We start from the raw sequence: 20415 nt of genomic DNA on the forward strand, positions 1-20415 counted from the left end.
ATGTTCTAACCCGAAAAGCCCCTTACTACACGCAGCAGTAAGGGGCTTTTCGGGTTAAGATTGGGACTTACTTCGCAGATGACGGATAGCCTTGTGCGGCCTTACAGAAGGCAACAGCGAAGAGGCTGGGTAAACACTTGGGAGCAACGCCGCTTATTCCATGGAAATACCCTTTCCCTGGCCTAAACACAGATTTTGCCTGCTCTCCCTACCGAGCAGCAGCCAACAGCGGCTCCTGGCGCTCGAAGTCGTAGAGGGTGAGGGCCCGCAGGCGGTAGCGGGCTACCCAGCAGGCCCGCAGCGCGGCAATGTAGGCCCGCTTGGCCTGGTCTTTTTCCGACAAGGCAATGTTGAGGTCGGTCAGGCTGATGCGGCCCACCTGGTAAGTAGCCCGGGCAATGGCGTACCGCCGCTGGGCCAACGAATCGGCCTGGGCCGAGAGTTGCAGCTGCTCGTGTAGGCTGCCAAGCTGCGCGGCCTGGGTTACGACGCTTTGCTCGAACGTGTTCTGCTCCTGCATCACCGTCTGCTCGACTTGCTGCCGGTTCAGCTCGGCGGTTTTCACAATGGATTTCTGCCGGCCCCAATCAACCAGCGGCATAGCAAAGGCCAGGCTTACCTGCTGCTGGTTTTGCGGGTTGTTGTAGGTCGACCAGAAATTCGACGCACTGTTCACGTAGCCCAGGTTGGCGACCAGCGTGGCCTGCAAGCCCGTAGTGCCTTTGGCCAGGGCCACTTCACTTTCGGCCTGCAGCAGCCGACGGCGGAAAGCCAGTGTCTCGCGGCGGTTTTGCCGGGCCTGGGCCAGGGCTTGCTCGGTGCCGATGCTGAGCTTGGCGGTGGCCTCCGGAATGGTAAGCTGCAGGGCTTCTGCCGACAAGCTCGTGTAGCTCTGCAAGTCTACGGCGGCATTCTGCGCCGCCAGGTTGGCCTGGCCCAGGGCCCGCCGCGAGTTGAGCAGGTTGAGCTCCAGCAGCAGCAGGTCGCTCTGGGAAAGGCGGCCCAGCTGAAACCGCTCCTTTCCCAGACGCAGCATTTCCTCATTGGCCTGCACGTTCTGGCGGGCCACATCCGCATTCACTTGCTGCAGCAGCACGTCGAAATACAACTCCGTAACGCGCTGGGCAATGTTTTCGCGCTCTTCCACGTACTGCCGGCTCGATTCTTCGTAGCGCAGGGGCTCGATCTTGCGGGCCCAGCGCAGGCTGTTGTAGCGCCCGATGGGCTGACTCAGGCCAATGCCGAAGGGCTGGTTGTTATACATCCGCTCCCGGCTGTTGAAGTCGTCGAAGCGTTGTACCCCCGAGCTAATGGAGAGTTGCCCGCCGGTCAGGCCGATGGCCTGGGTCATGGTCACGCCCACGGTGGCGTTGTTGTAGCGTACCGGCCGAAAACCCGTGTTGCCATCGGGCTGCACTACGGCCGTGATTTCGCGGCGGAAGTTGGGCACGGTGCCCTGCAAAGCCAGCTGGGGCCGGTAGTTCGACTGGTACGTGCGGTACTGCCAGTAGCTGGTTTCGCGGTTGGTTACGGCCTGCTTGGCAATGGACGACTGAGCCAGGGCCAGGTCTATTACCTGATTCAGGCTCAGAGCCGGCTTGGTTTGGGCCCAGGCCGAGCTGCTCAGCAGCAGGCCACTGAGGCAGCTCAGCCCTATTTTCATCCGGAGAGGAAAAATCGTTTTCATAGCGCGTCGCCTAGTTTTTGATGGTCAGGGAAGGCGTGTCGGTGTATTGCTTCAGCTCGCTGAGCACGATTTCGTCGCCGGGCTGCAGGCCGCCGACCACCTGCACGTAATCGAAGTTGCTGTCGCCGAAGCGCACGGTGCGCTGCTCGGCTTTGTCGTTGTTCACCACGAATACTTTCTGCTCCTTACCGCCCTGGTAGAAGGGGCCGTTTTTGACCCGCACCACCCCGTGGTTGGCCTTGGTTACCACAAACACATCAGTCCGCAGGTTGGCCCGCAGCACCGGATGGTGGTCTTCGACCAGCTTGGCGTAAAACGTTACCACGCCTTTGTCGACGGCCGGGCTAATGCTAGTGACGGTGCCCCGCAAATCGGTGCTATTCACCCGGACCACGACCGGGTCGCCCAGGTGCAGGGCATCGGCATAGGTATCCGAAATCGTGGCCCGCACCCGGAAGCGGCTTAGGTCGGCCACCCGGGCCAGGGCGTCGCCTTGGTTTACAGTGCTGCCAATATCCTCGTTTACCCAGGTCAGCACGCCGGGTTGCTGGGTGCTGATGTTGGCCTGGGCCAGCTTGCCGGCCAGCTCCGTGATGCTGCGGTTTTGAATCTGCATGGTAAAGCCCAGTTCGCGCACGTCGGCGGCGTTGGCGGCGCGCTGGTTGCGAATCTGCTCCCCCAGGCGCTGCAGCTCCAGCTGGGCCACTTTCAGGTTAAGCTCGGCCTGCCGCACGCTCTCGGCCGTCCCCCCCCCGATTTTGAGCAGGTATTGTTCGTCGCGTAGGGTCGACTGCAGGCTGCGCACCTTTACCTGCTGCACTTTTTCCTGCGACTCCAGGTCGTTCAGGGCTTTTTCCAGGGTGAGCTGCAGCTGCCCGTTCTTGTTGCGATTCTGCTGCTGCTCATCCTGGAGCTTAGCCAGGGCCGTACTGGTCAGGTCCTTGTCGAGCTCCACAATGGTCTGGCCGGGCCGCACCTTCTCCCCCACCTGCAGCGCCACACGCCGAATAGTGCTCTGAATGGGACTGGTAATGACAGCCTCGTGCCCAGGAATAATCAGGCCCGAAGCGGTCAGGGACGCCTCTACGTCGCCGACTTCAACCCGGGCGGTCAGAAGTTGGTCGCGCTGCACGCTGGGTTGCAGCACCGAGCGAAAGGCTACTAGGGCCGCTACGGCCAGCGCCAAGCCAGCTACGGCTATAATCCAGCGCCGGCGTTGGCGGCGGGAGTGAGTGGCGGGGGAAATTGCTCTGTCCATTTTCGTGCAGAAAGGTGGTGGTTTCCTGTACTACTAGCCAAGAGGCGTGCCATTCGATTAATTATCTATTAATCAATAGGTTACAACCAGATACCAAACAACTCAGTCCCAAAACTTTGTCCAGAAATGGACATTCTGTTCGAAACCGGAAAGCGCGGTGCCCACTCCCGCGCCAGACGATTCTCACCCAGGAAAGAATAAAAAAACCGCCCCTTGTGCCAGGCACAAGGGGCGGTATCAGCAGCTACCGGCTACGGCGTAGTACACGCCCGCCGGCATTGGGTTCGACTAGCGCCGACGCAAACGACGCAACCCCAGGGCCACGCCACCAGCCACCAGCAGGCTCACGCCGCCGTCGATAGGGGCGGCCGTAGCCCCGGGACGGGGGCCGCCCGTACCGGGGCCCTGGGCCAATACCGGCAGTTGGGTCACACCCAGAAATAATACACACACAGCAGTGCGACGAAGTAACGACTTGATCATTTTTTTGGAGGCTTATATTCTTAACAAAAGGTTTACTGAATGACGAGCTTACGGGTCAGAATCCCGGCTGCGCTCCGCACCTGCACCGTGTACACACCCTGCGCCAGACCGGCTACCGGCACTACTGCCCGCAACTCACGCCCGCTAAGTGGTGCCGTGCGCTGCCACACCTGCTGCCCAACACTGTTAACGAGCACCAGCTCAGCCGTCGAGCCGGCTACTCCACTGGCAGCCAACGTTACCGGAGCCGCGGTGGCCGGGTTCGGATAAAGCTGCAGCTCTCCGGCCCAGGTCGAGGCTTTGCCGCTGGACAGCGCCTTGGCCTGGTGCAGATGCAAGACGAAGCGCGTCGTGCTCAGGCCCTGTGGCAAGGTCGCCCGGTACGCTCCCAGACGGAGGTCGTGCCAGGTACCGGTAAGCTTATCTTCCAGCCACACCGGCTCGGTGGCGGCCAGATTCAGCAGCTGGGTGGGGCTAAACTCATAGGTGCCCGCTTCGGCTGCATTAAGGCCTAAAGCCAGGCTGCGGGGCGTGTTGCCGGCCGGCAGGCCCTGAATGGCCAACGCGTCGGTTCCTACTTGCTGGTAGAGGCTGGGCTGGGCTCCACCATTGAGTTGCACTTTCAGCGCGTCGTATTCCGAGTCGAACCCGGAGGTAGCCCCGGCCTGCTCGTAGACATAGAAGTCGTCCTGGCTGGCCGCGCCGGTGGCGCCTACGCGCTGCAACGTGAGTTGCACCAAGGGGCGGGTTTCCGTTTGGGCCGGCCGGGCGTAGATGGGGTCGGTGTAGGTAGTTTCGCGCGAGGCATTGGTGAAGGCCACGCTGCCGCTAGCCCCAGCTGCGCTTGTCCGCACGAAGAAGGCCTGGCCCATGGGCATAATGTTGGTGCCCACCCCATTAACATAGGCCGTATAGCCACCGTCGTACTGCCCCGTGGAGCGGTAAACGTAGGCTGCCGCATCCACGTTGGTCCGGCCTACGCGGTTCCAGTCGATGGGCGACGGGTAGGGGTTGCCCAGCAGGTGCCAGCCCGATTCGGGCTGCGCTCCGCGCGTCAGGGAGGTCCGCGTGATGCCGCCGTTGTTTAGCGATGTGCCGGTCAGTTCAAAGAAATTACCCGCTACCTGGTTGATGGTGAGGCCGAAAGTAGGCGGCAGCGTTTGATTGGCCGACACCGGCGACTCCCACCCTTGGTCGAAGCTGGCATTGCCCGAGGCTGGCGCCACCACGCGGGATTGGTTATAAGAAAAGACCGTTGGAAAGGGCGTTACCAGACCCGGTTCGGCGGCAGAGTTGTAAGCTGCGTTGAGTTGCAGCGGGCCCGGGCTCTGGGCGCCGGGTAGGATAGGAAATACGGCCAGGGTGTTGAAGGTAGCGCCGCTGACGGCCGGGGCAAAATGGCGGTAGCCAAAGCCCGGGTTGCTGGCCGGGTCGATGTAGCGCTGCATGATAGCCCCACCGTTTACCACGCCGCCATTGTTGTACACCATGCCCGTCCCGACGTTGTTCGACAGAATCAGGAACTGCTGGCCCGTGGTCGTCAGGTTGCCATTCAGCGTCAGCAGGCGCTGAATCTCGACCCGCCCACCGAGGGAAGCCCCGGCTGAGCCTACCGTCAGGTTGCGGAACTGCGTGATGCTGCTGCCTCCAATTGTTTGGGCGGCGCCACCATTCAGGTTCACCGTAGCATTGCCGGTAGCCGAGAAGGTGCCATTATTCACAAAGTTGCCGCTGACCGATAGAGTGCCGCCGTCGGCTATACCGAGGCTGGCCCCGCTGCTCACCGTTACCAGGTTGGCCGCTGAAGAGGCGCTGACGACCGGATAGCGCGACAGGCCGGCCGGAATCGTCACGTTGTCATTGGCCGTGGGCACTACCCCACCCGACCAGTTGGATGCCACATTCCAGGCGGTGGAGGTAGTGCCCGTCCAGGTGAAGCTATTGACTACCACCGAGCTGCGGTACAACACGCTCTGCATCGAGCCATTGGCCCCGGCAATGGTATAGATATCCGAGCCAATCGAAACGGAACGGGTTTCGGCCAAGGTTATCGGCAAGTTGGTGCCGGAGGTCCAGCTGCTCGTCGCCGGATCATAGACATACACCGAATTGTAGAAGGGCCCTTCGTTGTTGAAGTAGCTGCCTTTGCCCCCGGTAATATATAGTTTACCATCGGCGCCCAGCGTACCACCCGGCTGATTGACCGCGCTGGGCAAATCAGTGCCCGAGGTCCAGGTGTTGGTTGCGGGGTTATAGATTGAGTGCGAGGCCAGGGCCGCGCTGGCCAGTTCGGTCATGCCCCCGATAAGGTGGATCAGCCCATTGGCATCCGTGACGGCCACGTGGCCGTGCCGCCCGACGGGCATATTGGCCCCGGTAGTCCAGGTATTGGTGCTCGGGGTGTAGATCTGCGTCAGTAATTGGTTGGAGGTACCTCCAAAGACGTAGATTTTGCCGTCCTGGCCCGTTGCGGCCGCCGATTCCCACTGCCCAACTGGGATTGGGGCCACACTAGTCCACACGTTGGTAGCTGGATTGTAGCGGTAAGTATCGGTGAGCGTGGGGGAGCCATTGTTAACGCCACTGATGCTATAAATTTGGCCATCGGCCCCTACCGCGCAGGCCTGGCCACGCATGATCTTCGGAACCGGCGCTCCGGTAGTCCAGGTGTTGGTAGCAGGGTTGTAGATTTCCAGACTACTGAACTCCGTAACGGTAGAGGTGGAATTACCAATATAGCCTCCCCACACGTAGATTCTGTTGCCGGAAGCCACGGCGGCATGCTGCCCCCGAATTTGACTGAGATTGGCAAGGCTAACCCAGGGCGCCAATGTGCGCGATTCAGTCAGGCGCCCCAGGGCCACAAGCTGCCGAGCCGTGAGCGGCAGCGGTCCGGAAACCGGCATTGGCCTGCCTGGCTCCAGCTGACCAGTGTTTGAAAACCCAACAGACGCCTGCTGGGCTAGGGTTGCCTCAATTCCAGAAATTAATAGCAGCCCACAGGTGAAAGCGGGTAAAATTTTTCTCATACGCTGCAAAAGGTGTTGATAGGGTAATAAGTGGCTATAACAGAAGCATTCAAGCCCTGCATCGGCAATTGAATATTTCAAACTTTAATGCAATAATATCATGATATTAGTAATAAACACTCATTTCGCAAGGTTATAATTTTAGACAAGAATGCAGGAGGGCAAAAATGGGGAATAGTTGTGTTTAATACCGAAAAAAAACAGGCCATAAGCTCATCTGTTGGTACTTGGCAAAAGCCAATCATCCGGTTCATTCTATATTTAGCAGCACCTTTACGCCTACCCTTACAGGCTACCATGTCGATGCCGGTTCCGTATTGCTTGGACACTCTCCCTGTTCTGCCTCACCACTACCAACTACGATGTCTTCAAACCCGGAAAACGCCCCACTCTCCAGCCTTTACTCATCTTCACTCAGCCTCGTTACCGACCTCTATCAGCTCACGATGAGCTATGGCTACTGGAAACAGGGCTTGCAGGACCGGGAAGCCGTTTTTCACCTGTACTTCCGCCGTCCGCCGTTCAACGGCGGCTATGCCGTGTGCGCCGGCCTGGCTTACGCCACCGACTGGCTGCAGAACCTGCGCTTCTCGGCAGAGGACCTGCGTTATCTGGCCAGCCTGCGGGGCTCGAAGAATGTGCCGCTCTTTCCCCAGGAGTTTCTGGACTACCTGCGCGACCTGCGCTTCACTTGCGACGTGGATGCTATTGCCGAGGGCACCGTCGTGTTTGCCAATGAGCCGCTGATGCGCATCAAAGGCCCGTTGCTGCAAGTACAACTGCTGGAAACGGCCCTGCTCACGCTCGTCAACTTCCAGACCCTGATTGCCACCAAAGCCGCCCGCATCCGGGAGGCGGCCGGCGACGACCAGGTGCTGGAATTCGGCCTGCGCCGCGCCCAGGGCTTCGACGGCGGCCTCGGCGCCAGTCGGGCCGCCTACCTGGGCGGGGTCGACGGGACTTCCAATGTACTGGCCGGGCTGCGCTTCGGCATTCCGGTGCGCGGCACCCACGCCCACAGTTGGGTAATGTCGTTTGAGCAGGAAGAACAGGCCTTCGAAGCCTACGCCGCCGCTTTCCCCGACGACTCCGTGTTCCTGGTCGATACCTACGACACGCTGGAAGGGGTGCGCCGGGCCATCAGCGTGGCGCGCCGCATGCGTGCAAATGGGCATGAGCTGGGCGGCATCCGCCTCGACTCCGGCGACTTGGCTTACCTCAGCCGTGAGGCCCGGGCCCTGCTCAACGAGGCGGGCTTCCCCAACACGCGCATCGTAGCCAGCAACGACCTCGACGAAAACCTGATTACCAGCCTCAAGCAGCAGGGCGCCCAGATTGATACCTGGGGCATTGGCACCAAGCTCGTGACGGCTTACGACCAGCCGGCCCTGGGCGGGGTGTACAAGCTGGCGGCCCTGCGCAAAGCCGACGACTCGGGCTGGGAATACACCGTGAAGATTTCCGAGCAGCTGGCCAAAACCAGCATCCCGGGCATTCTGCAGGTGCGGCGCTACGAAACCGAGAAAGGCCAGCCCCGGGCCGATATGCTCTACAACACGGCCGAGCCCCTGCCCGCCGACCTCACCATCGTCGACCCCGTGGACCCCACCCGCCGCCGGCCCATTCGCAGCACCCAGTTCCGGGAGCTGCTGGAGCCCGTGTTCCGCCAGGGCAAGCTGGTGGCCGAGCTGCCCACGTTGCAGGAAAGCCGGGCCAAAGCGCAGCGGGAAGTAGCCAGCCTCGACCCCAGCATCCGCCGCTTCCTCAACCCGCACGTGTACCCGGTGGGCCTGGAGGAAAGCCTGAACACGTTCCGCACCAACCTGATTCTGGAGAAACGGCCCCAGCGCCCGGCGTAGTCCAGTCAGTTGGTAGGCAAAAGGCCCACGCTGCATCCGCAGCGTGGGCCTTTTGCCTATTCTTCATTACGCACTAAACTTCTTCCACAGCCGCGGCAGTAGCTTGGGCAGCTGCTCTTCCCGCCAGTCCTCACCCTTGGTTTCCGAGCCCAGGTCGTAGTCCAGGCCACGGGCCGCCGCGACGGCGCGCGGGAAGGTATCATCTTCCGCAGGTCGTCCGGTGCGCCGCCCGAAAGCCTCCGTGGCTACGTAGAGCAGGTTTTCGAACTCCTGATAAGGCTCCTGGGCTATCTGGGCCAGACTGTCGGCGTCCCGGAGCGCGTTCCGGAACACCGCTTCCCCCTGCCCTACCAGCCAGGCGCGGAAGTACAGGTAGGAGTCGTCCGACACGTAGCCATCCAGTATTTTCAGGGCGGCCATTATCTTATAGTCATCCGCTTCGAGCAGGTGCTCCCGCAGCCGGCACTCAAACTCGATTATCTGGTTCGGCTCCCAAGTAGCCAACTGTTCGGACAGGAAATCGGCCTGGGCAGTTTGGTCGTGGGTGGTGTTCTTGGAGGCATTAATAAGCTGCCAGAATTCAGAATTTGTCATATCGTATGCGGAACTGCCAACCGATTTTACTAGTCGGTGCTACTATTCAGAGCTGTGAAATACGGCAAAACTCTACACTCCGGCAGCCAAAGCCTGTACTTCTCCTCCGGTACCCCACCGCTACTTTTGCGGCGTATTCGTTGTACTAGCAACCTCTCACCCGCCCCGGCCACTGCCGGGGTCTTACTTCTACACCTCTATGTCAACCCTGAAATTCAAAACCAGCATCAACTGCGCCAACTGCGTGCGCGCCGTCACCCCCTTCCTCGACGCCGAAGCCAGCGTCGAGAAGTGGAGCGTCGATACTACCAGCCCCGATAAGGTCCTGACCGTGGAAGGCGAAAACCCCATTCCCGAACTCATCATGAAGTCCGTTTCCCAGGCTGGCTTTGACATTGAGCCGGCCGGGTAATGTGCGAATGAGTTGGAAGGTGCTAATGTACTGATGTGCTAAAAGACGTGTCATTGCGAGGCGTGAGCCGAAGCAATCCGTCCTCTACTAGTGACAAACAACCTTTTACCAGAAAGCCCCTTCCTACCGCATGTAAGAAGGGGCTTTTCACATCAGAACACTCGGCACATTTCAGAGGACGGATTGCTTCGGCTCACGCCTCGCAATGACACGGTTTTTACTCGTAGCTCAGCTCACCCGCACCCACCGTTAGCAGCACGCCCGGATCGGCGGTGATGCGGCCGGCTACCTGAGCCTGGTAGCCGCTCTGACGCAGGTTTTCGGCTACGGCCTCGGCCTGGGCTTCGTCGGTCACGAGCAGCATGCCGTTGCCCATGTTCCAGTAGAGGTAGGCTTCGGTGGGCGTGATACCGGCCAACTCGGCCAGCTGCTGCATGGCGGGCAGGGGCTCGAAGAGGTTGGTCAGCTCGGCCCCCACGCCGTTTTTGAGCACCCGCTTGAAGTTGTCGGCAATGCCGCCGCCGGTGATGTGGGCCGCTGCGTGCAGGGGCAGGCCCGCATCCAGCACGGCCGCTACGCCGGGCGAGAAGATGAGGGAAGGTGCCAGCATCACTTCGCCCCAGGTCTGGCCCATTTCGGCCGCGTCGGGACCGGTGTAGGGGGCGTTGTGCCAAGCTTCGCCGAATGCTTTGGTGAGGGCGCGGCGGGCCAGGGAGTAGCCGTTGGAGCGGAACGAGGGGGAGCGAAGTGCCACCACGGCCTGCCCGGCCCGCACGTTGGCCCCGCTCAGGGGCCGCTCCAGGCTGGGGTGCAGCACACCCACGGCCGTCGAGCACCAGTTGAAGTTCATTTTCGCGCCGGGGTAGCCGCCGATGCGGTTGCCGAGCTCGGCAATTTCTCCGCCCGTCACGGCAATCTGGCTGAACTGGGCCGCGTCGTGCAGGCCGCGCATAAGCTCATCGACCACCTCATAGTTGAGCGTGTTCACGTCGATGATGTTCGACAGATTGGTCGGGACAAAGCCGGCCACCGCCAAATCGTCGGCCACCATGGCAATCAGGTCGTAGCCCAGCGTGTCGTAGCGGTCCAGACGCTCGGCCACCTCAATCTTGGTCCCGATACCATCGGAGCCGATACCCAGCCGCTCCGCCCCGAAGCGGATTTCGTTGGAGAAGCCCCCCGCCAAATCCTGGGCCGGCTCCCCGGGCTTGCCGGCCCGGGTCGAGAAGGTTTTCTGGGCCCAGTGGTAAGCATTTTTCGAAGCGGCGTTGCCCTCTTCGATGGAGTAGCCGGCGGTTTCTTTGAGGTTGGTGGACATGCGAGAAGCTGGGTTAAAGCTAGAAAGCTAGTTCCCCTCCTCAGATGAGGAGGGGTTAGGGGTGGTTGAAACACCAGAACGACTTTAGAATTAGTTTCTAGTAGATGTTCAACGATTGTCAACCACCCCTAACCCCTCCTCATCTGAGGAGGGGAACTAGCTTTCTAGTCTATAGCTGCCGTTTCGTTCAATACATTTTTAATGCTCGGTTGGCTCAGGGGCTTTGGCGCTGACCGAGGTTACCGGCTCGACCGAGCTGCCTTTTTTGTCGCCGCGGTGGCTCTGGCGCTCCTCCTGAATATGGCGCAGGTACTTGGTCACGTCGCCGGTGGGGTATTTGCCGGTGAAGCAGGCAAAGCAGTTGCCGCCGTTGCCTTTTTCCTCCGAAAACAGCTCCTGCAAGTCCTCGATGGACTGGTAAATCACCTTGTCGGCCTCGATGTAGCGGCAGATTTCCTCCTCGGTGTAGTTGGCCGCAATCAGTTCGGTGCTCATGGCCATGTCGATGCCGTAGATGCAGGGCGAAATGATGGGCGGGGCGCTGCTGATGAAGTACACCTCCTTGGCCCCGGCCTCGCGCAGGATGCGCACGATGCGCCGCGAGGTAGTGCCCCGCACGATGCTGTCGTCGACAACGGCAATTTTCTTACCGGCCACAAACTCCCGAATCGGGTTGAGCTTCTTCTTGACAATGTCTTCCCGGCCCGCCTGGCTGCTCACGATAAAGGAGCGGCCCATGTGGTTGTTCTTCACCAACGCCCGCCGGTAGGGCACCCCAATGGCCTCGGCCAGGCCGGAAGCCGCGAAGTAGCCCGACGAAGGCACGTCAATCACCATATCCGGCTGGATGCCGGACTCAATTACTTTACGGGCCAGAATCTTGCCCAGGCGCACCCGCTCCCGGGCCACGAGGCGGCCGTGAATCGTGGAGTCCTCGCGGGCGAAGTAGATGTGCTCGAACACGCAAAACGCCTTGGGCAGGTTGTACGGGTTCTTGTAATGCACCTTGTAGTCCTTATCGATAAACACCGCCTGGCCCGGCCCCACGTTCTTGATAAACTCGAAGCCCAGGTAGTCGAAGCAGGTGCTTTCGGAGGCAAAGGCGTAGATGGGCCCGTTCTCGGTTTCGCGGCGGCCCAGCACCAGGGGCCGGATGCCCAGCGGGTCGTTGAAAGCCAGCAGGCCGTGGCCGGCAATGATGGTAATGGTGGCGTAGGCGCCCTTCACCAGCTCCTGGGTCGTTTCGACGGCGTCGAAGATGTCGATAACCGAGAGGTTGTCGAGGTTTTTCAGGCGCAGCTCCGAGGCGAAGGTGTACATGATCAGCTCCAGGTCGTTGCTGGTCTTGGGCAGCACGTGGTACTTCTCGTGCAGGCGCTTGGCGGCCGAGCGGAAGTTGATGACGTTGCCGTTGTGCACCATGGCCAGGCCGAAGGGGTAGCTCGTGGTGAAGGGCTGGGCCAGCTCGGCGTCGTTGGAGCCCTGGGTGGTGTAGCGGGCGTGGCCGATGCCGATGTTGCCCTTGAGCTTTTTGAGCTGCTTGGGCTTGAAGACGTCGGCAATGAGGCCGTTGCCCTTGCAGAGGTGAAAATTATCGTCGAAGGTGGCTATGCCGGCCGCGTCCTGGCCGCGGTGCTGAAGCGCCGTCAAGCCGAATACGATGTCGTGGGCAACGTCATCGGGGCCGTAAAAACCTACAATTCCGCACATGGCAGTTTCAAAAAAAGCAGTTGCTGGCTAAAGAAGGCCAGGGTTCCGGGGTGGTGGGTGGTACTAGTTTTAACGAGAAGCCTCACCCCCCAGCCCTTCTCCCGCGGGAGAAGCCGAGCCGGACGACAATGGCACCAGAGGTTCGGGGGTGGAAGCTGAATCCGCCGCGGAAGCCGCTACGGGTTCGGTACTAGGGTTGGGCAGCTCGCCGCGGATGAGGCGGGCCAGGGTATCGGCGTACAGAAAGTGCTCCACGGCCAGGCCGCGGCGCTCTACCTCGGCCAGGGTGTCAGCCCCTTGTAAGTCAACCGGATGCTGAGCCAGGATTGGCCCCGTGTCCAGGCCCTCATCAACCAGATGCACGGTGATTTTGGTTTCCGGCAGCTGATTTTCGAATGCCCATTCGTAGGCATGCAGGCCCTGGTGGGCGTGGGTGTCGGCGGGGTGAATGTTGAGGATGCGCCCGGCAAAGGCCCGGATGAAGGTGGGCGACAAAATCCGCATGTAGCCGGCTAGCACGATGTAGTCGGGCCGGTACTGCTGCAGCACCTCTACTACCTCGGCGTCAAACTCCTGCCGCTTGCGGCCCTGGCTGCTCAGGCTGGCCGTGGGGCAGCCCAAGGCGGCGGCCGTTTCCAGGCCGGGCGCGTCGGGCTTGTTGCTGAACACCACGGCTACCTCGGCCAAAGGTTGGAGCACGCCGTGTTGCACGGCCTGTACCAGGGCTACCATGTTGGAGCCCCGGCCCGACAGCAGAATGGCCAGGCGGGCTTTGTGGGCGGTATGGTTACCAGTTGGCTGCAAGGGTCGGTTCCGGCCGCTGGCCGATATCGGTACGGATGTAGACATCCTGAAACGTTACTTTTCCGGCTTCGCGGTACACGTGGGCTACGGCATCTTCCAGCTCCTCGCCGTGCCCGACGAGCACCATGACCCGGCCGCCGGTGGTTACCAGCTCGCCGTTTTGCTGCTTGGTAGCCCCATGAAAAGCCAGGATGCTGGGGTGAAGCTGGTCGAGGCCGGTGATGGGGAAGCCGGTGGGGAACTGGGCCGCCGGGTAGCCGCCCGAGGCCAGCACCACGCCCACGTAGCAGCCGCGCCGCTGCCGCACCACGGTTTGCTGGAGCTTGCCGTCCAGGGTAGCTTCGATGAGCTCCAGCAACGAGCTTTCCAGGGCAGGTAAGAGCACTTCGGCTTCCGGGTCGCCGAGGCGAACGTTGTACTCGAGCAGCTTGGGGCCCTGGTCGGTGAGCATGATGCCGAAGTAGAGAAAGCCCTTGAAGTCGAACTGCTCGTTTTGCAAGCCGCGCAGGGTGGGGTCGACGATGCTAGTGCGGATGGCGGCCAGCACGTTGTCGTCGCAGAACGGGACGGGGCAGTAGGCGCCCATGCCGCCGGTGTTGGGGCCCTGGTCGCCGGCCAGCAGCTGCTTGTGGTCCTGCGACGGGGCCAGCAGCCGCACCCGGTTGCCGTCCGTGACGCCGATAATGCTGATTTCGGGGCCACTGAGCTTTTCTTCGAGCAGGAAGCTAAACCAGCCCGTGTGCTGCAATTGCAAGTCATCCAGGGCGGCCTGCGCTTCTTCGATGGACGAGCAAACGTACACGCCTTTGCCGGCGGCCAGCCCGTCGTACTTCACCACTACCTGCCCGTTCAGCTCGGTGGCCTTGGCGCGGGCATCGGCCAGCTTATCACTGCGGTACTGCCACGACAGGGCCGTAGCCACGCCGTGCCGCCGCATGAAGTCCTTGCTCCACACCTTGGAGCTTTCCAGCACCGCCCCGGCCCGCGAAGGGCCAAACACGCGGATGTCGGAGCCGGCGAAGTAGTCGGTTACGCCGGCCGCCAGCGGGGCTTCGGGGCCCACCACGATGAGCTTGACGCCGTGTTGCTCGCAAAAAGCCTGGACGGCCGGGAAGTCGGTGGCGCTGATGTCGGGGTGGCTGTTGGGGATGCCGCCGTTGCCGGGCAGCACGTGCACCGTGGCCCCGTCGCGGGTCAGCTTCCAGGCCATGGCGTGTTCCCGGGCCCCGCCGCCGAGGAGAACTATGGTTTTAGGTAAAGAACTAGTCATGAGAAAGGAACTCAGCTGCGTCAGAAGAAGTGAGAAGCTTGCCGAAGCAGGCCGAATGGTCGCGGCCGATGTAGGGGCCGTAATTAGGGCGGCGCTGGTAGCCGTTTTTGAGGTAAAAGCGGCAGGCTTCGGTGTTGGCCTCCCGGGTTTCGAGCCACAACTCGGTGTAGCCCGCCTGGGAAGCTTCGGTTTCCAACTGCTGCAAAACAGCTTCGCCGATACCCTGCCGGGAATATTTGGCAAACATACGCTTCACTTCGCCCACCGTATCCGTCAAGGGCCGAACCGCCCCGCACCCCACGGCTTCGCCCTCCAGCCGGGCCAGCAGGAAAATGTAGCGCGAATCACCAGTCTGCCACTCCGTAAACGAAGCCCGTCCGTCGCTGCCGAAGCGCGTGCCCAGCTGCTCCGACAAAGCGTCGAGCAGGGGCTGAGCTTCCGCCGCCTGGGGCGAGGAAACTTCGAGCTGGATGGTGGTAGCGGCGGTGGACATGGCCTGGCAGTAGCGGCTTAGCTAATATCGGTGATGGAGGCAATAAGTCCGTCCTTGAACTCAAACACTGACTTGCCCTGCAGTTGCAGCAGGTCGCCGGCTTTCAGGCCATTCGGGAAGTCCAGGGCGGCTACGGCGGAGTAGTCGAGCTGCACTTCTACTTTGTCGACACTGATGTGCCAATCGGTGACGCGCTGCTCCCGCTGGGAAAAGTACTGCAGGGTCTGCTCGGCCTGCTGCCGGAAGCTGCCCTTACCGGTCAGCGTCAGGTCGACCTCCCCGTTGGAGATGTTACGAAACACCACTTCCTGGTGCAGGGGCTGCAGCATGCCGGCTACGTCGAGGCGGTTGTACGCGTCGATGTAGCTTTCTACAAGTTGTTTCTGTTGCGCGGCGTCCATGGGCTTGGGCTTATCAGGCATCTTTCATGATACCGGCTTGCACCAGATTGTTCACGAGGCGGGCCCGAACGTCGCCGTCGGCAGCAGTGTCGGTGCCGGTGGGCAGTGGGGCGCCCGTGATACGCTCGTAGATGTCGAGGTAGCGGCGGGTGGCTTCGGCGGAAACTTCGGGGGTAAGGGCGCGGGGATACTGGCCGTCCTGCTTGTGGGCAATCAGCCACTGGCGCACGTACTCCTTGTCCATCTGCTCGGCCGTCTCCGGGTTCCGGGCATAGTCCTCGGCGCTCCAGAACCGCGACGAGTCGGGCGTGTGGATTTCGTCAATCAGAATCAGCTCCCCGTTCAGCAACCCAAACTCGTACTTGGTGTCCACGAGGATAATGCCGCGCTCGGCCATCCACGCAGAGGCGAAGTTGAACAGCTCCAGGGCCTTCACCCGCATCTGCTCGTAGAGCTCCGCCGTCACCCAACCTTCCGCCACCAGATTCTCGGGCGTAATCTCCCGGTCCGACTCCTCCTTGGTCGTCGGCGTCACGATGGGCTCAGCAAACTGCTGGTGCTTGGTCAGGCCGTCGGGCACCGTCACGCCCGAAAAGGTGCGCTGGCCCTGCTGGTAGCCGCGCCACATCGAGCCCGTGAGGTAGTTGCGCACCACCATCTCCACCCGAATCGGCTCGGCTTCCTTGGCCAGGGTCACGTTCGGGTCGAGCAGCGAAATCACGTGGTTGGGGATGATGTGCCGGGTCTTGTCGAACCAGAAAGCGGCCAGCCCGTTGAGCACCGCGCCTTTGTGGGCCACGGGCGTTTCCAGCACCGAGTCGAAGGCCGACAGCCGGTCGGTTACCACGATGAGCCGCTCGCCGGAAGGCGCACGGTACGAGTCGCGGACTTTGCCGCGGTGCAGAAGTTCGAGCTGGGGAGTATCGAAGTGGTTGAGGGTGTTCATACGACGGGGTAGCCGCCGGCCCGAGGTCAGCGGCAGGCGGAGAGGTCTAGGATGAGAACTGGCTGGCTTCCTGGGGAACAGTTTGGCGCTGGCCCTGCACGTGCTCCACGATGTTGCGGAACAGCTTAAGCCCGTCGCCTTCCTCGCTCAGGCCGGGGTTCTGGCGCTTGCGCCGGGCCCAGTCGGGGTGGTTGTAGAGCGACAGAAAGGCCTCCGGGTGGGGCATCAGCCCGAATACCTGGCCGGTGGTGTCGGTCAGGCCGGCGCAGTTCAGGTCGGCCCCGTTGGGGTTGTGCGGGTACACGTCGGTGGGCGAGCCGTCGTAGTCGGTGTAAGCCAGGCAGTTCAGGCCCCGGGCTTCGATTTCGGCCAACGTTTCTTCGCCCTTGATAATGAGGCGGCCCTCGCCGTGGCGCACGGGCACTTCCAGCGAGTCGATGCCCTTAAGGAAGGGCGAGTTCGACTTGGGGTTGACTTTGAGTCGCACCCAGCGGTCTTCGTAGCGGCCCGAGGCGTTGTGGGTCAGGGTTACTTCGGGCGTCACGTCGCCACCCAGGTTGGGCAGCAGCCCCAGCTTGACCAGCACCTGGAAGCCGTTGCAGATACCCATCACGAACTTGCCGTTGGCAATGAACTCCCGGATGTCATCCAGCAACGTGCGGCCCGCGGCGTTTTTGCGGTAGCGCAGCTTGTTGGCCAGCACCACGCCCGAGCCCAAATCGTCGCCGAAGCTGAAGCCGCCGGGAAAGTTGAGGATGTCGTAGTCGTGGATGCTGACGTGGCCGTGCATGACCTCGTTGAGGTGCACGATGGTAGCTTCGGCCCCGGCCAGGCGGTAGGCCGCCGCGTATTCTTCCTCGCAGTTGATACCAAAGCCGGTCAGGATCAGGGCCTGGACGGGTTGTTGGGTAGTGGTTCTTGGTTGTTGGCCTTCCATGGTACTAAGCTTCTGCGTGCTGGCCAAAGCCGATAATTCGATTCACGGGGCCGTTGGTCCACTCGTGGCGCAAGGCGGCGGTGCTGGCCGAAATGATTGTTTGACCGGCGTGGCGCACCGTGAGCTGGCTATCCTGCGTAACGACACCCAAACGGGTAGCGCGCGGGCCGAAGTGCTGCTCGAAAGCCACCACGTCCTCGGGAGCCACCGTGGCCACGAAGCGGGAGTGCGACTCGGCAAACAGCTGCACGGACACCGGCAAGCCTTCTGGCAGCTCTACCTCCGCCCCGAAGCCGTAGCCGAAGGTGGCTTCGGCCAGGGCCACGGCCAGGCCGCCGTCCGACACGTCGTGGCAGGACTGAATCAGGCCCTGGTCGTTGGCCTGGCCCATCAGCGTGTACAGCGCCTTGGCTTCCTCGAACCGCACTTTGGGCACGTTGGCGCCCAGCTCATGGAAGAGCTGGTAGAACTCCGAGCCGCCCAGCTCGTCGTAGGTTTCGCCCAGCAGGTACACCACGTCGTCGGCTTGCTTGAAGTCGGAGGTGATGGTGCGGCGCACGTCCTCGATTTTGGCGGTCATCGAATACAGAACCGTGGGCGGCACGGAAATCTTCACCCCGTCGGCCTTGAAATCGTTCTTCATCGAGTCCTTGCCACTCGTGAGCGGGATGCAGTAGGCCGCCGTGGCGTCGCGCAGAGCCTGGCACATACGCACCAGCTTGGCCAGCTTGAGCTTGCCGTCGGGGTTGGTGGCGGGGTCGTAGACCGAATCGGGCACGCAGAAGTTGTCGTTGACCGACCAGAAGTTGCCGTCCCCGTAACTCAGGTTGGGCAGCTTCCCTCCCACGGCCACAATCTGGCGCACAGCCTCGTCGAAGGCCCCGGCCGACATATCGTAGGCGTCCAAGTCGCCAAAGCGAGGCAGAATACCGTTGCTCACGGCCACGCCTTCCCAGGACTCGAAGTTGAAGCGCACCACGGCGGCGTCCTGCGGAGCCTGCCCGGTGGCGCCCATCAGGGGCTTGATAATGGTGCGGCCCTTCACCTCATGGTCGTACTGCCGAATCACCGACTCGCGGGAGCAGATGTTGAGGCTGCCAAGGAGCTTAAACAGCACGTCGGTTGTAGAGACGCATATTTGCGTCTCGTCGTTGCTGAGGTTGCTGGCCCAGATAGCGCGGCTCTGGTCGTTCAACGGGGAGACGCAAATATGCGTCTCTACACCGTTCTGACGGATTTCCACGGCAGGTTCCTGGGCCGCGGGCTTCTGCCACTCGGCTTCCAGCACTTTGCGCGGCACGCCGTTGTGCAGGAATTCCATGTCGATGCGGGCCACCGACTTGCCGTCGAAGCGCACGTCGAGGCTGCCGTCGGCGGTGAAGTAGCCGATGTCGGTCAGCTCCACTTCCATTTCCCGGCCCAGGGCCAGCAGCTCGTCCATTTTAGCGGGCTCCACGGCCAGGGAGAAACGCTCCTGCGACTCCGACACGAAGATTTCCCAGGGCCGCAAGCCCGGGTATTTCAAAGGTACTTTCTCCAGCTCCACCACGGCCCCGCCGCTGATGGTCGCCAGCTCGCCGATGGACGAGGACAAGCCGCCCGCGCCGTTGTCGGTGCTGCACTTGATCAGGCCGCGGCGGGTCGCCAAGATCAGGAAGTCCATAGCCAGCTTCTGGGTGATGGGCGAGCCAATCTGCACGGCCGTGGCGGGCGAGGTTTCGTCGAGCTCAATGCTGGAGAACGTCGCGCCGTGGATACCGTCTTTGCCCACCCGGCCGCCGGCCATGATGATGCGGTCCTGGGCGTCAATTTTCTTTTCCCAGGAGTCGAGGCCGGCCAGCTGCATGGGCATCACGGCGCCGGTGCCGCAGTACACCAGCGGCTTGCCGGCGTAGCGGTCATCGAATACAATGGCCCCGTTCACCGTCGGTACGCCCGACTTGTTGCCGCCATCCTCGATGCCCTTGCGCACGCCTTCGAAAATGCGGCGCGGGTGCAATTGGTTGCTCAGCAAGGTGCCGTTGAACTCGGGGTTGCCGAAGCAGAGCACGTTGGTGTTAAACAGCAGCCGCGCGCCCCCGATGCCGGTGGCCAGCGGGTCGCGGTTGTTGCCCAGAATGCCGGTAATGGCGCCGCCGTAGGGGTCGATGGCCGAGGGCGAGTTGTGGGTTTCGACCTTCCACACGAACAGCGACTCGGGGTTGATGCGCACGGCCCCGGCGTTGTCGCTGAACACCTTAATTAGCCAGTCGTTGCCGTTGGCCCGCAGCTGCCGGTCTACTTCCGAGGTGGCGTTTTTGATGTAGGTCTTAAACAAGGAGTCTACTTCGAACTCCTCGCCCGTGTCGGCGTCCCGGTACTTAATAACGGCCGAAAACTCTTTGTGCTTGCAGTGCTCCGACCAGGTCTGGGCCACGATTTCCAGCTCACAGTCGGTGGGGTCCTGGGGCAGACCGGCGGCTTGGCGCTCGGCCTGGATGCTGGTGTAATGGTCGCGCACGGCGCGCATTTCCTCCAGGTTGAGGGCGTAGAGATTGTCTTTCGACAGCTTGACCAGTTCCTCGTCCGACAAGCCCACGAGCCGCACCGTGTCCGTAATGGATTCGGCCCCACCGCCCGGCCGCGGCGTGTAGTCGCGAATCTGGGCTATGGGGCCGACCTCGAAGCGGTTAATCATCTTGTTGCCGAGCAGCTCTTCGGCCAGGCGGCGCAGACTACTCTCCGGCAGCTCCTGCTCCAGGAAGTAGAGCCGTTTGCTGAAGATGTGCTGGGTATGGGTATCGAGCGGCTCGTTCAAAAAGTCGCCGAGGGCGTTCTGGGCCGATATGCCTTCGTCGTCGGTCACGCCGGGCAGCTTGGCCACCAGGATGTAGCTCTTGTAGTCGGCGCCGTGGCGGAACTCGTCGAGGGCGACTTCGTGCAGCACCGGGTCTTGAAGGCAGCGGGTGGCGAAATCGCGCAGCTGCTCGTCGCTCACGGGGTAGCGCACCGTGTAGAGGGCGGTGCTTTGCACCCGGCCGGTAGCAAGGCCCAGGTGGCGGGAGGCAGCTTCGGCTACCCGTTGGCCCTCGCCATCGTGTTGGCCGGGCTTGAGCAGAAGCTGAATGGTTCTTTGGGTAGCGTCCAAAAGAGGGAGGTTTGTCTATTTTTCGGGTTTCCCACGCTGAGGCAAAGTCGCCGCCGTGAGGAAGCATACCCGCGCAGGGTACGCCGA

16 protein-coding genes are annotated in these 20415 nt (G+C 61.8%); 2 read left to right on the plus strand and 14 right to left on the minus strand.

Translation table 11 applies throughout. The annotated features are described in order from the left end of the window. Positions 1 to 208 precede the first annotated feature (208 nt). From E5K02_RS13360 to E5K02_RS13375, 4 genes are all read right to left on the minus strand, one after another. Positions 209 to 1687 carry a TolC family protein gene (locus E5K02_RS13360; RefSeq protein WP_240737274.1) on the minus strand — a complete coding sequence of 493 codons (1479 nt, stop codon included), beginning with the start codon at positions 1685 to 1687 and terminating at the stop codon, positions 209 to 211. A gap of 10 nt (positions 1688 to 1697) precedes the next feature. After that, a complete protein-coding gene (locus E5K02_RS13365; protein WP_135395279.1) occupies positions 1698 to 2945 on the minus strand; it encodes an efflux RND transporter periplasmic adaptor subunit in 1248 nt (415 codons plus the stop codon). Positions 2946 to 3233: 288 nt separating this feature from the next. After that, on the minus strand, positions 3234 to 3377 hold the full coding sequence (locus E5K02_RS13370) for a PID-CTERM protein-sorting domain-containing protein (RefSeq protein ID WP_167856363.1): 144 nt from the start codon (positions 3375 to 3377) through the stop codon (positions 3234 to 3236). An 83-nt stretch (positions 3378 to 3460) separates the two neighbouring features. Continuing rightward, complete coding sequence (locus tag E5K02_RS13375) at positions 3461 to 6334, minus strand: kelch repeat-containing protein (protein WP_167856393.1); 2874 nt, start codon at positions 6332 to 6334, stop codon at positions 3461 to 3463. Between the two features lie 485 nt (positions 6335 to 6819). Here E5K02_RS13375 and E5K02_RS13380 point away from each other — a divergent pair, with 485 nt between their 5' ends. Next, the gene (locus tag E5K02_RS13380; protein ID WP_135395284.1) at positions 6820 to 8316 is read left to right on the plus strand and encodes a nicotinate phosphoribosyltransferase; all 1497 of its coding nucleotides are present in this window, start codon (positions 6820 to 6822) and stop codon (positions 8314 to 8316) included. A 66-nt stretch (positions 8317 to 8382) separates the two neighbouring features. Here E5K02_RS13380 and E5K02_RS13385 read toward each other — a convergent pair whose 3' ends face one another. After that, positions 8383 to 8910 carry a DUF4240 domain-containing protein gene (locus E5K02_RS13385; RefSeq protein ID WP_135395286.1) on the minus strand — a complete coding sequence of 176 codons (528 nt, stop codon included), beginning with the start codon at positions 8908 to 8910 and terminating at the stop codon, positions 8383 to 8385. Positions 8911 to 9109: 199 nt separating this feature from the next. On the opposite strand from E5K02_RS13385, the gene E5K02_RS13390 reads away from it, so the two are divergent. Further along, positions 9110 to 9322, plus strand: a complete 213-nt coding sequence (locus E5K02_RS13390) for a heavy-metal-associated domain-containing protein (protein ID WP_135395288.1) — start codon at positions 9110 to 9112, stop codon at positions 9320 to 9322. Positions 9323 to 9539: 217 nt separating this feature from the next. Here E5K02_RS13390 and E5K02_RS13395 read toward each other — a convergent pair whose 3' ends face one another. From E5K02_RS13395 to E5K02_RS25925, 9 genes are all read right to left on the minus strand, one after another. Beyond that, on the minus strand, positions 9540 to 10640 hold the full coding sequence (locus tag E5K02_RS13395; protein ID WP_135395290.1) for an AIR synthase-related protein: 1101 nt from the start codon (positions 10638 to 10640) through the stop codon (positions 9540 to 9542). Between the two features lie 198 nt (positions 10641 to 10838). Continuing rightward, positions 10839 to 12350, minus strand: a complete 1512-nt coding sequence (gene purF, locus E5K02_RS13400) for an amidophosphoribosyltransferase (RefSeq protein ID WP_135395292.1) — start codon at positions 12348 to 12350, stop codon at positions 10839 to 10841. Positions 12351 to 12419: 69 nt separating this feature from the next. Further along, positions 12420 to 13199: a phosphoribosylglycinamide formyltransferase gene (gene purN / locus E5K02_RS13405; RefSeq protein ID WP_135395294.1), complete on the minus strand. Its 780-nt coding sequence runs from the start codon at positions 13197 to 13199 to the stop codon at positions 12420 to 12422. Continuing rightward, positions 13138 to 14424 carry a phosphoribosylamine--glycine ligase gene (gene purD / locus E5K02_RS13410; RefSeq protein WP_135395296.1) on the minus strand — a complete coding sequence of 429 codons (1287 nt, stop codon included), beginning with the start codon at positions 14422 to 14424 and terminating at the stop codon, positions 13138 to 13140. The genes purN and purD overlap by 62 nt, the downstream gene beginning before the upstream one ends. Next, the gene (locus tag E5K02_RS13415) at positions 14417 to 14917 is read right to left on the minus strand and encodes a GNAT family N-acetyltransferase (RefSeq protein WP_135395298.1); all 501 of its coding nucleotides are present in this window, start codon (positions 14915 to 14917) and stop codon (positions 14417 to 14419) included. The genes purD and E5K02_RS13415 overlap by 8 nt, the downstream gene beginning before the upstream one ends. Positions 14918 to 14934: 17 nt before the next feature. Beyond that, the gene (locus tag E5K02_RS13420; RefSeq protein WP_135395300.1) at positions 14935 to 15339 is read right to left on the minus strand and encodes a nuclear transport factor 2 family protein; all 405 of its coding nucleotides are present in this window, start codon (positions 15337 to 15339) and stop codon (positions 14935 to 14937) included. Continuing rightward, positions 15332 to 16264: a phosphoribosylaminoimidazolesuccinocarboxamide synthase gene (locus tag E5K02_RS13425; protein WP_135395301.1), complete on the minus strand. Its 933-nt coding sequence runs from the start codon at positions 16262 to 16264 to the stop codon at positions 15332 to 15334. Before E5K02_RS13425 ends, E5K02_RS13420 begins: the two co-directional genes overlap by 8 nt. 46 nt (positions 16265 to 16310) lie before the next feature. Continuing rightward, positions 16311 to 17201 (minus strand): phosphoribosylformylglycinamidine synthase subunit PurQ, encoded by an 891-nt coding sequence (locus E5K02_RS13430; RefSeq protein WP_135395303.1) that lies wholly within the window; start codon positions 17199 to 17201, stop codon positions 16311 to 16313. A gap of 4 nt (positions 17202 to 17205) precedes the next feature. Next, a complete protein-coding gene (locus tag E5K02_RS25925) occupies positions 17206 to 20328 on the minus strand; it encodes a phosphoribosylformylglycinamidine synthase subunit PurL (protein ID WP_240737275.1) in 3123 nt (1040 codons plus the stop codon). Between the last annotated feature and the right edge of the window lie 87 nt (positions 20329 to 20415).

Source organism: Hymenobacter metallicola (assembly GCF_004745645.1).
GTDB classification, from domain to species: Bacteria; Bacteroidota; Bacteroidia; order Cytophagales; family Hymenobacteraceae; genus Hymenobacter; species Hymenobacter metallicola.

Bases quoted from the DNA above. Each gene is read 5' to 3' on its own strand.
- E5K02_RS13415 (WP_135395298.1), bottom strand. From the start codon at position 14,917: ATGTCCACCGCCGCTACCACCATCCAGCTCGAAGTTTCCTCGCCCCAG.
- E5K02_RS13425 (WP_135395301.1), bottom strand. From the start codon at position 16,264: ATGAACACCCTCAACCACTTCGATACTCCCCAGCTCGAACTTCTGCAC.
- E5K02_RS13365 (WP_135395279.1), bottom strand. From the start codon at position 2,945: ATGGACAGAGCAATTTCCCCCGCCACTCACTCCCGCCGCCAACGCCGG.
- E5K02_RS13385 (WP_135395286.1), bottom strand. From the start codon at position 8,910: ATGACAAATTCTGAATTCTGGCAGCTTATTAATGCCTCCAAGAACACC.
- E5K02_RS13390 (WP_135395288.1), top strand. From the start codon at position 9,110: ATGTCAACCCTGAAATTCAAAACCAGCATCAACTGCGCCAACTGCGTG.
- E5K02_RS13420 (WP_135395300.1), bottom strand. From the start codon at position 15,339: ATGCCTGATAAGCCCAAGCCCATGGACGCCGCGCAACAGAAACAACTT.
- E5K02_RS13375 (WP_167856393.1), bottom strand. From the start codon at position 6,334: ATGCCGGTTTCCGGACCGCTGCCGCTCACGGCTCGGCAGCTTGTGGCC.
- purN (WP_135395294.1), bottom strand. From the start codon at position 13,199: ATGTCTACATCCGTACCGATATCGGCCAGCGGCCGGAACCGACCCTTG.
- purD (WP_135395296.1), bottom strand. From the start codon at position 14,424: ATGACTAGTTCTTTACCTAAAACCATAGTTCTCCTCGGCGGCGGGGCC.
- E5K02_RS13360 (WP_240737274.1), bottom strand. From the start codon at position 1,687: ATGAAAACGATTTTTCCTCTCCGGATGAAAATAGGGCTGAGCTGCCTC.
- E5K02_RS13380 (WP_135395284.1), top strand. From the start codon at position 6,820: ATGTCTTCAAACCCGGAAAACGCCCCACTCTCCAGCCTTTACTCATCT.
- E5K02_RS13430 (WP_135395303.1), bottom strand. From the start codon at position 17,201: ATGGAAGGCCAACAACCAAGAACCACTACCCAACAACCCGTCCAGGCC.
- E5K02_RS13395 (WP_135395290.1), bottom strand. From the start codon at position 10,640: ATGTCCACCAACCTCAAAGAAACCGCCGGCTACTCCATCGAAGAGGGC.
- purF (WP_135395292.1), bottom strand. From the start codon at position 12,350: ATGTGCGGAATTGTAGGTTTTTACGGCCCCGATGACGTTGCCCACGAC.